Origin of the sequence: Pedobacter psychrodurus (genome assembly GCF_032678585.1) — a bacterium.
GTDB classification, from domain to species: Bacteria; Bacteroidota; Bacteroidia; order Sphingobacteriales; family Sphingobacteriaceae; genus Pedobacter; species Pedobacter psychrodurus_A.
Genome location: NZ_JAVTSN010000002.1, coordinates 144,414 through 156,546 on the forward strand (window position 1 = coordinate 144,414; position 12,133 = coordinate 156,546).

7 protein-coding genes are annotated in these 12,133 nt (G+C 40.4%); 5 read left to right on the plus strand and 2 right to left on the minus strand.

Features of this window, described 5'->3' with window-relative positions:
- Positions 1-158: 158 nt before the first annotated feature.
- Together R2S57_RS02005 and R2S57_RS02010 are read left to right on the plus strand one after the other, a co-directional pair.
- A complete protein-coding gene (locus tag R2S57_RS02005) occupies positions 159-3,626 on the plus strand; it encodes a TonB-dependent receptor (protein ID WP_316843442.1) in 3,468 nt (1,155 codons plus the stop codon).
- A gap of 11 nt (positions 3,627-3,637) precedes the next feature.
- Complete coding sequence (locus tag R2S57_RS02010) at positions 3,638-5,482, plus strand: RagB/SusD family nutrient uptake outer membrane protein (RefSeq protein ID WP_316843443.1); 1,845 nt, start codon at positions 3,638-3,640, stop codon at positions 5,480-5,482.
- Between the two features lie 73 nt (positions 5,483-5,555).
- Here R2S57_RS02010 and R2S57_RS02015 read toward each other — a convergent pair whose 3' ends face one another.
- On the minus strand, positions 5,556-7,388 hold the full coding sequence (locus R2S57_RS02015) for a PQQ-binding-like beta-propeller repeat protein (protein ID WP_316843444.1): 1,833 nt from the start codon (positions 7,386-7,388) through the stop codon (positions 5,556-5,558).
- Between the two features lie 189 nt (positions 7,389-7,577).
- Positions 7,578-8,180, minus strand: coding sequence for a porin family protein (locus R2S57_RS02020; protein ID WP_316843445.1), 603 nt, complete (start codon positions 8,178-8,180; stop codon positions 7,578-7,580).
- A 260-nt stretch (positions 8,181-8,440) separates the two neighbouring features.
- Between R2S57_RS02020 and R2S57_RS02025 the strand changes: the two genes are divergently transcribed.
- The 3 genes from R2S57_RS02025 to R2S57_RS02035 all read left to right on the plus strand — a co-directional run bounded on the left by R2S57_RS02025 (position 8,441) and on the right by R2S57_RS02035 (position 11,886).
- Positions 8,441-8,656 (plus strand): hypothetical protein, encoded by a 216-nt coding sequence (locus R2S57_RS02025; protein ID WP_316843446.1) that lies wholly within the window; start codon positions 8,441-8,443, stop codon positions 8,654-8,656.
- Positions 8,657-8,840: 184 nt separating this feature from the next.
- Complete coding sequence (locus R2S57_RS02030) at positions 8,841-10,532, plus strand: S41 family peptidase (RefSeq protein WP_316843447.1); 1,692 nt, start codon at positions 8,841-8,843, stop codon at positions 10,530-10,532.
- Between the two features lie 28 nt (positions 10,533-10,560).
- A complete protein-coding gene (locus R2S57_RS02035) occupies positions 10,561-11,886 on the plus strand; it encodes an alpha-L-fucosidase (protein ID WP_316843448.1) in 1,326 nt (441 codons plus the stop codon).
- Positions 11,887-12,133: the final 247 nt, after the last annotated feature.

Genomic DNA, 12,133 nt, shown 5'->3' on the forward strand with positions numbered 1-12,133 from the left:
AATCAGTAATTGCGCTTTTTTGCGTGTTTGTGCGGTAATATAAATGTTGCAAACCAAAATTTGTTTTTTTTAATCAATTAATTCATGATATTTACTTAAATATTGCTGTTTTATGCGGTATTGAAACTAAACTACAAAACAATTCTAAACTTACGTTTATGAAAAAAAAACTACTATTAATTTTTCTTGGTACGTTTTTGTTGCTGGCCCATGCCATTGCGCAACAAAGCACCATTACAGGTAAGGTTACCTCCGAGGATGGGCCGGTACCTGGTGTTTCCATTAGGGTAAAAGGAAGCACAACCGTTGCCCAATCCAATTCCGACGGCAGTTATTCCATTAGTGCGGCCAATGGTAGCATCTTGGTGTTCTCTTACATTGGTTATGTAACCGCAGAGAGAACCGTTGGTGCAAGTAATACCATCAATGTAAGTTTGAAAACCGATGCACAGGGACTTGATGATGTAGTTGTAGTGGGTTATGGCACACAGCGGAAAGGCAATTTAACAGGGGCAGTTTCTACCATTGATGTGAAAAAGACTTTAGACGGCAGGCCAATTGCCGATGTGGGTAGAGCACTTCAAGGTGCTGCTTCAGGTTTAAGTGTGACGGTTCCCAGTGGAGAAATTGGTTCTGATCCGGTAATCAAGATCAGGGGACAATTGGCCTCAATTAACGGCGGAAGCTCACCTTTGATCTTATTGGATAACGTAGAGATTCCAAGTATCCAGCTGGTTAATCCAAATGACATTGCCTCCATCACCATTTTAAAGGATGCGGCCGCGTCGTCTATATACGGTGCTAAAGCCGCTTTTGGTGTGGTTTTAATTACCACCAAACAAGGTTCGGGTACTGATAAACCATCCATTACCTATTCAAATAACTTTTCTTTCCAGAACGTTTGGAAGGATTTAAAAATGGCTGATGTAAATGGTTTAAAATATACGGTTGATGCTGCGGAACGTGTTGGTGTAACCACGCCGGTTGGTGCATTTTATTATGTAGATAGGGCCAGTTACGAAAAGGCCGTTGCCTGGAAAGAGAAATATGGCAGTACAATCGGTCCTGACGATCCGACCGTATTTGGCAGAGATTGGTACGTTCAGGGGGCTAACCAGAAAATGGGCGTGAGGACTTACGATCCATATGATTACATGATCAAAGAATGGGCACCTACACAACAACACAATTTATCTGTTGGTGGTACAACAGGAAAAACATCTTATAATTTGGGACTTGGTTTGCTTGATCAGAGCGGGATGTTAAAACCGGCAAAAGAAGATCGTTTTACACGTTATAACGCTTCAATCAAAATATCAAGCGAAATCAATAAGTACCTCACCATCCGTGGGGGTGCACTATATTCGAGAAGAAATAAAGAATACGCTTATACTACCAACTCTACAACAGCCGATCCATGGTTGTATTTATATCGTTGGAGCTCTTTATACCCATTAGGAAAAGATGAAAATGGTGATGCCATCCGTAGCCCTGAGAGTGAGGTTGCTTCGGCAAATACAGCCAACATCTTATTAAATTATGCCAATGTAAATTTGGGCTCAACAGTTAACATCCTAAAAAACTGGAAGGTAGATTTTGATTATACTTTTACCAATCAAACTGAAGATTGGAGAAGGCCGGGTACAAGGTTTACCGCCAGGAACTCATGGGTAGCGCCTAAAGCGCGTTTAGATGCAAGTGGCGCACCAGTATATGTAAATGATCAGGGGCAAGTGGTATCGAGCACTACCGCAGGCGCAATTGCGGCTTATGATCTGTCTATGGATATGTACACCACACCTGGATCAAGTCCTGATCATTTCGCCCGATCTGCCACAAGTTATTTTAGCCATACCATTAATGCTTTTACTACTTATAACTTAAACCTGAAGGAAAACCACGATTTCAAGTTTATTTTGGGTTTAAACCGGGTAACTTCTACCGCTGAATCCCAATTCGGTCAGATCACCAATCTAAGCGACATTACCAACCCGCAATTTAGGTTTGGAACCGGATTGCAAACCGTACTTCCATCTTCGGCAGCAATGGGAATTATTCCGGGCGGAATTAGTATTCCTGGATCGGATAAAAGATGGGAAGCACAACTGGGCTATTTTGGCCGTGTGAACTATGCCTTTAAAAATAAATACCTGATCGAAGCCAACCTACGTTATGACGGTTCTTCCAAATTCCCAACCTTTTTGCAATGGAGATGGTTTCCTTCATTCTCTGCGGGCTGGGTTGCCAGTGAAGAAAGTTTTATGGCCTGGACCAAACCACTTTTAAATCAATTAAAATTTAGAGGATCTTGGGGCTCTATCGGAGATCAGACTGTGCCGAACAATTTGTATATACCTATTATGCCAAGCGGACAATCTAGCTGGATTGGAGCAAATGGTGCAAAGGTTAACTTTGTAGGTACACCTAATCCAGTTAAAGAGGCGATACAATGGCAGGATATTGTAACTACAAACCTTGGTTTAGACGCGACTTTGTTAAATAATAAAATAAACGTCTCATTTGATGTTTTTCAAAGAAATACAGATAATATGATTGTGCCTACAGAGGGCATTCCGCTTACTTTTGGAGCAGCTGCACCACAAGGTAATTTTGGCGCTTTACAAACCAGAGGCTGGGAATTGACCTTAGACTTTAACCATAGGTTTAAAAATGGCTTAGGTATAAACTTTAAAGGAAATATATCAGATGCTAAAACGAAGCTAACTGAATACGGTTCGGGAACGCAAGTGCTTAACAATTATAATGGCAAAGACATTGGCGAAATTTGGGGCTATCGTACCGATAGATTGTATCAAACAAGTGATTTTGAATTGGATGGCTCAGGCAAACCGATCTTAATTACGTTAACTAGTGCTGAAAGTAGCTTAAACGCTGGTAAACAAACTTATAAATTAAAAGCCGGGCCAAATGGAGAAAAACCTGTTTATCAACCCTTTTTACAAAACTCATCGACTTTCCGTTTTGGGCCTGGTGATGTTAAATTTATTGATGTTAACGGAGATGGAGAAATCAGCAATGGAGATGGCACATTGGCCAACCATGGCGATTTAGAGGTAATCGGAAATTCTAACCCAAGTTACGAATATGGTTTTAGGTTGGGTGCAGATTTTAAGGGTGTTGATATCAGTGCGTTTTTTCAAGGTGTAGGAAGCCGCAAAATCTGGGGTGCCGGATTTTTAGCCATCCCAGGCTTTAACTCGGCCGATGGTGCCATGCCCGAAGCAATTGCTGGTAATTACTGGACGCCGCAAACTCCGAATGCATTTTATCCTGCGGCTTATAACAATGCGGCAAGTGGAACTACAAACAATATGCAGGTTCAGGATCGATACCTGTTGAATATGGCTTATATCCGCCTCAAAAATTTAACCGTTGGTTATACTTTTCCTCAGATGCTCACCAAAAAAGTTGGTATCAGCTCGCTTAGAGTTTATACCGCTTTAGAAAATTTCTTCACATGGGATCATTTAGGCGATTTACCGATCGATCCGGAAAGTGTTAGTGGTTATTCGATCTGGGATCAGTCAAATTACAATAGTGGCCGCACAGGAACGGGAATCCCGGCTTTCAAAAGTATCTCTTTTGGTGTTCAGTTGAATTTTTAAAAATGATGAAGATGAAATATTTTAAATACATATATGGGCTGCCGGTTATGGCATGCCTGCTTCTGGTTTCTTGTAATAAAGATGTTCTGGATCGTACGCCTTTAACAGATTACATAGATGGACAGTTTTGGCGTGGTGAGGATGATATCCGGATGTATGCCAATAGTTATTATTCAAATTTTTTCACCGGCTACAGCTCTGGTTTTGGAGTTGATTATACACCGGTTAGGGGATATACTTTCTCTGACGATTTAACAGGTAAGAATGCTCAGGGCAGCTTTGAAAGTAGTGTGCCTACTTCAAGAGGCTCTGTTTCTGAAGCAGCTGATTGGTTAGGTACTTACGCGGGCCCAACCTGGGATTTCGCCTGGATCAGGAAGTCAAATGTAATGCTTGCCCGTTTAAACGATGTGGCGAAACCTAAAATTACCGGAGAAGCTTTTAACCACTGGACAGCAGTTGCACGTTTTTTTAGAGGTTTTGAATACAGCCGTTTGGTGAGTGTTTTTGGTGATGTGCCTTACTTTGATAAAGAAGTTTCGGATACCGACCTTGCTACTCTATATAAAGATAGAGATGCCAGAGGTGTGGTTATGGACAAAGTATATGATGATTTTAAATTTGTGATGACTAACATGCGCGAAAATGACGGCGCGCAATTTCTAAACAAATATATTGCTGCAGCCTTTATTTCAAGATTCATGTTATTTGAAGGAACATATGAGCATTATCATGGTTTGGATGAAACAAGAGCAAAAAAATATTTGGAATTTGCTGTCGAGGCCGGCGATTATGTGATCAACAGCAACAAATATAATTTCACCCGCGATTTTAAATCATTGTTCTCGAGCGATAACCTGTCCGGTCATCCCGAAGTATTGTTGTATAGAACTTACGATGCTGCTTTATCAGTAACACACAGTATCGGTTCTTATCAAAACGGAACTGAGGTAGTAGGGGTTGATGCCAATTTAGTTTTAATCAAATCTTTCTTGCTTAACGATGGTAAAGTATGGCAGAACTCTGCTGTTACCGGAGCCAACTCTTTTACGATTGCTGATTTGGTAAAAACCAGAGATCCCCGGTTCGAAGCTTCATTTTATGATAAAGCGCTTGTTCCCTCGGCAACATTGCTTTACGGCTTTAAATTTGCCTCAAGAGATGCCCTAACTTATATTGGTAAAACTTATCCAGCCGCTTGGGGCAGCAATACCAATACGAGCGATGCACCAGTAATGAGGTTAGCCGAAGTCGTATTAAACTGGATTGAAGCCAAAGCGGTATTGGCTCAATATTTCGGTGGTACAGATGTAACACAGGCTGATTTGAACAAATCGGTAAATGCCATTAGAAACCGTCCTTTGGATGCTGCCGCAACCGCAAAAGGCGTATTAAAAACAGCACCTTTAACGTTAGGCGCACTTCCTGTTGATCCGGCTAAAGAGGCCGATGTTCCAGACCTGATTTGGGAAATCCGGAGAGAACGCCGTATGGAGTTTGTGTTTGAGCATACCAGGCTGTTGGACTTAAAACGCTGGAAAAAACTAAACAATATGGACTTCAGCACCAATGCTGATTATTACTTAGGCCCATGGGTTAACGTACAAGCCGAAGCCCCAAGTTACTTAACAGCTGCAAATGCAAAAGCCGCCAATGTTAAGGTTAAAAAAGAGGACGGTACCATTGTTACTTATGATGGCACAAATGCTGCGGCTATGGTGGGGTATTGGATGGTTACCAATGCGGCCAATAGAAATGCTTTTACAGATCGGGCATATTTAGCACCGGTAGGGCAAGCCCAAATTATTCAATATCAGGAAAAGGGTTATAAACTTACACAAACTACAGGTTGGTAGTGTTTTAAGTCTTTTCTAAATTTTAATGATAACCTCCTCAATTTTTAAAGTTGAGGAGGTTTTTTTATGCCTTTTACTTTGTGCGCAACCACACCACTTTGCCATCCATGGTGCTGGCCAGAATATTTTTACTATCAATTACATTCACGGTATTAATCATCGAGTTATCAATTTTATGTGCCCAAACGGTGCTTTGCTGTTTAGGGTTGATGGCATAAATAACGCCATTCTTAGTTCCGAAAAATACCTTTCCGTCTTTTTCAATTAACATAGAGGGTACGTGTTCATATCCAAAGCCTACATTATATCGCCAAAGTACACCAGGATCTTGTGCCTGTGCTTTATAAGCTACAATTTCATCCTGCATGGTTTTGCCATAAATCACGGTACTATCGGCCGATTGTCCGATCGATTCGCGAACTGTGGCTTCTTTGCTTCGCCAAAGTGTACTGCCACTTTTTGCCTCAATCGCGGTTAAATAACGGTCGGGCGCTGCAATATAAACAATGCCTTGATAAGCAACAGGTGTTACCATGGCTGGCGAAAACATCCTGTTACCCTGGCCGTTGTTCCATTTCCATAACAAGTTTCCGGTATTTATATCAAGTGCGTATAAATGTCTGCCCCAGGAGCCGAAAATAATTTTGCCCTGATAAATGAGCGGTTTACCTACAATTGTGCCTTCTACCTCTTTAAATGACCATATTTCATTTCCTGTTTTAACATCCAATGCCCTGAATGCATTGTCGCTGCCCCCTATGTAAACCCGTTCTCCGCTAACTACCGGCGAGCCCAGCACCGAGTTGCTTGTTTCTTTGTGCCATACTTCTTTCCCTGTTTTTGCATCTAATCCATAGATAGTTCCGTCACCTGAGCCCAAAATAACCGTGTTGTTTACTGCTACAGGAGAAGAATAGATCGCCCCTTTGGTTTTAAAAGTCCATACTTTTTTTCCGGTATTTTTATTTAGGGCCTCAACCAAACCCAGGCTATTACCAAAAATAACATTGTTCGAAGCATAGGTTGGTGTGTTTACCACATTGGCATTAGAGTGGTAAGTCCAAACTTCCTTTATGCGTGGGTATTTTTTATTAATGGCAAAATCAGGGCGCACATATTTTTTTGAGTCGCCCTGAAAAGTTTTTAGCGCAATTTTTCGCCATGCAGGCAGAATATCCTGCGTCGGTTTTTTAACCTGAAAAAACACACTGTCCTTGGTCATACTTACGATGTTGTAACCGCCAATACTATCTTTTGCCCTTAAATTGGAGCGGCCCATCGTGGCTTCAATGCCTTCAAAATTGTAGGGATGGTTATTGTGTCCATGTCCACAAATGGCATATTGGATGTTGTATTTCTTTAATAAATCGGTTGCTTCGTACCAATTGTCTAAGCTGTTATCTAAAGGGTAGTGGTTGGCAAAAATAATGGGCATATTTTTAGGTGTCGCTTTAAGCACACTATCCAGCCAAACCGTGGCATCTCTTGGGATATGTCCGTCGCTCATTCTTACATAAGGCCCGGATGCGCAGGCAATAAACCGGTAGCCATTGTGGTCGAATATAAATTTATCGCCACCAAACTCTTTAATAAAATTTACACCGCCCGATTCAGACCATCCGGTATCGTGGTTTCCGGGGATAATGTGATAAGGTTTGTTCAATTTGGATAGAATATCTTTAGCCAATTTAAGCTCATTATTGGTGCCCATTTCGGTGATATCGCCGGTAATGATTACAAAATCGATGTCTTTTAACTCGTTTAAATCAGTAACCGTTCTGGTGAGGTCTTCTTCGCCTGTTGTTGAGCCCACATGGGTATCGGTTACAAAAGCATATTTAAAATTTTGGGCCTTTACGGTGAGCGATAAGAGAATAGCAAACAGCAAAAGAATGGGATGTTTCATTTCGTTTTTCGTTAAATTGTTTTACTATAAAAATCGACATTTTTTAGGGCTTAAACAGGGCTGTAATGCCAATTTTACATGTTAATAAATGTGTTGCAGGAGGTTAAGAAATGGCTTTTCTGTTGTGAAAAAATAATTAAACAAAAAAGGCGACCAATGGCCGCCTCTTATCATGTTCTGTTGTAAAGATTACAAGATTTTAAATCCTAAACTCAATTGGAAAAGGTTAGGTTTTTGGCTGTATTTTTCGCTTTTACTAATGTTCGATAAACCAGCTTCATAACGTAAATCAACCGAAATACTACCCACATCTACTCCTGCACCAGCTTGTAAACCCAATGCCTGGTTTTTGTAATTGCTGAAATCTGTAGCCTGTTGATAAGCGCTATTAAATGATGAATTTTCATCCAGGATAAATGAAATCACCGGACCAGCCATCAAACGGAAGTTTAAGTTTTTAGCACCGAATTTCGTTCCGAATAATACAGGAATATCCAAAGTGGTAAATTTTACTTTTCCTTCAGCAGCAACTTCGTTGCCATTATCCTGTGTAAAACTGATAAATTTGTTGCCTTTGCTGCCAATGTAAGCCTCAGGCTGTACATAAAAACTTGCACCACCAATACGTGCCCAGGCACCGATCTGATAACCTAAGCGGTTTTCTTCACTTGCAAAATCTGCATTTAACTTGGCTAAATTTACGCCTGCCTTAACCCCAAGGTTAAAGGTTTGTGCCTTTGATGTTGCCCAACCCAAGGTTAGGAAAACAATTGAGAAGATGATTTTTTTCATGTTGTTTAATTTGCTTTTTTAGGGATTTTTGAATCCATAAATCATGAATCATGCATTTTGAAGGGCATTTTTTCAGACAATGGTTCCATTTTTATTATTAACACTATCCGGATTTTATACCCGATTAGGTTTTATAACGCGCTTTTAACACAATTATCGTGCAAAAAGAGTTCGCGAATCTCCACTTTTTTTGTCCCATCACATAAAAAGGTATCAACCTGAGCAAATATTTTTTACTTTTGCATCAAATAAAATATGCCATGGCTAATTTTCAACTTACTTCAGAAAATGCATTTAAAGTAAAAACTAAGTTTTTAAGGAAATATCGCGATCTGGCGAGCGAACCTTTAGATTTTACGCCTGGTAAAGAAGATCAATTGATTGAAGATTTAATGCGTTTGGTTAAACGCGATCGCACGTATATCGAATTTACCATTCAAAAAGCACTTGCCGATACCAAAGGCAACAGACTTTAGTCTTCTTTTCTTTATCTCATTACCTTCTTTTAGCGTAACGCTTAATTTACGCTTAGCTCAAATAAGCTGTTTTTAATATTTATCGCTTTTTGTACATTTACGTTTGTACACGTGATAATAATTTTCCAAACAGACAGGTATTTCATTTAACTTGCTCCGATCGGAATTAAAATAAATTAAGGGAATGAGAAAACTAAAATATGGTCTTTTAGCAGCTGGGTTTGGTGTAGCTGTTTTATCTTTTTCATTTAAAGAAGATTTGTTCCTGGTATCTAAAAACCTGGATATTTTTGCTTCGCTTTATAAAGAAATCAATATCAACTATGTTGATGATACCAATGCCCCGCAATTGATGAAAACGGGTATTGATGCCATGTTGGATAGTTTAGATCCTTATACAGAGTATGTTCCGGAGTCTGAAATTGAAGATTATAAACTAAAATATGTTAGCACACAATACGGAGGTATTGGTGCGAGTACTGTTTTTATTGATGGTAAACTGTTTATCAACGATGTAAGCGAAGGTTACCCCGCCAATAAAAGCGAAGTAAAAGCTGGCGATCAGGTGGTAAGCATAAACGGAACCGCTGTAAAAGGAAAAGACCGCCAGGAAATTAGCCAGTTGTTGCGTGGCCCTAAAGGAACCCCGGTTGATCTTTTGGTGATCAGAGAGGGAAAAGAAATAGCCAAAAAACTCGTTCGCGAGGAAATAAAACAACCCAATGTTTCTTATTCGGGCATGGTTGGTGATGGGATCGGTTACATCAAACTCGATAAATTCCTCGAAAATTCTGGTCAGGAAGTTAAAGATGCTTTGTTGGCTATTCAAAAGGAAAACCCTAAAGGTGTGGTGTTAGATTTAAGGAACAATGGAGGCGGTATTTTACAGGAGGCTGTTAAAATTGTTAATCTCTTCGTCAATAAAGATCAGCTTGTAGTTACTCAAAAAGGTAAAAACATAGAGAAAACGATTACTTATAAAACACTTTCGGCTCCGATTTCAACCTCAGTTCCTTTGGTCGTGCTGGTAAATTCAAATTCGGCCTCGGCTTCCGAAATTGTAGCGGGTTCCTTGCAAGATTTAGACCGCGCCATTGTAATCGGTCAGCGCAGTTATGGCAAAGGTTTGGTTCAACAGACTTTCAACTTACCTTATAACAGCCTGGTTAAAGTAACTGTGGCCAAATATTATACCCCATCGGGCAGATGCATCCAAAAGCTGGATTATGCACATAAAAATGCCGAAGGTGTAGCCGAACGTTTTGCCGATTCTACCATGGTGATGTACCAGACCAAAGCAGGTAGAAATGTGTACAGCGGTAATGGGGTTTATCCTGATATTGTGGTTGATGCGGCCAAATTAAGTCCGATTACCATTTCAATGATCAACAAAAGCCTTTTCTTTAACTATGCAAACCAGTATAGAAAAGAAAAGCCAACTTTAGCTTCTGCTAAAACCTTCCAGTTATCTGATTCAGATTATGCCACTTTTTCTAACGGCCTTGCCGATAAGGACCTGTCGTACCAAAGCCGCACCGAAAGATTACTTTCAGATCTGCGTGCAGAGGCTGAAAAAGAAAACAAGTCTGCCGAGGTAAAAACCGATCTTGAAAACCTAAAATACAAACTCACTTCCTCTAAAAAGACTGATTTAACCAGCCATAAAGCTGAAATTAAAAGGGTTTTGGAAACACAGATCGTAAGCCGTTATTTTTACGAAAAAGGGCGAATTGAGCAAAGTTTCCAATACGATAAAGAACTGGCTGCGGCAAAAAACCTGTTTACCAACCAAACACAGATCCTTGCCATTTTAAAAGGCGACGGAAACTACAAAGTAATCGGTAAACCAAGCAAAGCTACCGCTTCGATAGACTAAAATCTAACCACATATACCTTATTTCCTCATGAAAAAACTAACGATTATAGGCTTAGTCCTATTGCTTGGCTTACAGCTACAAGCACAGGACTATGTACCGGCAGCTGCTAATTTAAAACAACGCGAATGGTTTAGCGATGCCCGTTTCGGATTGTTTATCCACTGGGGGCCTTTTAGTATCCCGGGCAGTGGCGAGTGGGTAATGAACGAGCGAAAGTTAAATGTTCACAATTATACCAATCTTAAAGATTTTTTCAACCCAGTTGAGTTTAATGCGGAACAATGGGTAAGCATGGCAAAAAATGCCGGAATGAAGTACATTACACTGATTACGCGCCATCACGATGGTTTTAGTATGTGGGATACCAAATATTCTGATTTTAACGTCATGAACACACCCTACAAAAAGGATATTGTAAAAATGATGGCCGACGAGTGCCACAAACAAGGAATAAAACTGTATCTGTATTACTCTTTATTAGACTGGCGCAGGGAAGATTATCCGCACGAAACCGGGCGCACAGGGCAGAGTTCTGGTCGGACAGGCAAAGGTGATTACGCCAGTTATTTACAGTTTATGAAAAACCAACTGACCGAACTATTAAGTAATTATGGCGAAATCGGTGGGATTTGGTTTGATGGCCATTGGGACCAAACCGAGCCTGAGGGATCAAAAGACAGGACCTCGCGTATTGACTGGAAATACAATGAAATTTATGGTTTGATCCACAAACTGCAGCCGCAGTGTATGATTGGTAATAACCACCACCTTACACCATTTGCGGGAGAAGATTTTCAGATGTTTGAGCGGGATCTTCCTGGTGAGAATAAATCGGGCCTAAGTTTTCAAAAAGCATCAGATCAGTTACCCCTCGAAACGTGCGAAACCATCTCCAATTCATGGGGATATAACTTGAGCGATACCTATTACAAAACAAATAAAGAATTGGTGCACATGTTGGTTAAAGCAGCAAGTTTAGGCTCCAATCTTTTACTGAACATTGGTCCGATGCCAAGCGGTAAAATCCAGCCAGAGTTTCAAGACCGTTTAGCCGGTTTGGGCGAATGGCTTAAAGTATATGGCGAAAGCATTTACGGCACAAAAGGCGGATTTATCAAACCACAGGCCTGGGGAAGTATTACACAAAGCGGTAACAAAATCTATATCCACATTATAGACGGAAAAACCACAAGCCTGGATCTCGAAAACGTTCCGGTAAAGAAAATCAAAAAGGCATATTTGTTAAAGGATAAAAGTGCTGTAAGCTTCACCTTTAAAAAATCGAAATTGGCAGTTACTACAGTAATTAATGCTGCAGAACCTGATCAGGTGATTGTTTTGGAAATTGGATAGGAGGCATTTTATATACATTTTCATCCTGAGCGCAGCGAAGGATCTTCCAAATAGGCATCATCTTGACTGAAGCGTAGTCCCGATGTTAAGTCGAGAGAGATCTATCTAGTTAGATTTAGCTCCGCCTAGCACTTCGTGGTTCTCGGCAGCATTGCAATACAGTCGAAATGACGTGCTTTTGATGTAATTCTTTCCCCTTTTTAGGAGAAATACACATAAAACGTTTTACTTTTAGATTTTTAAATCT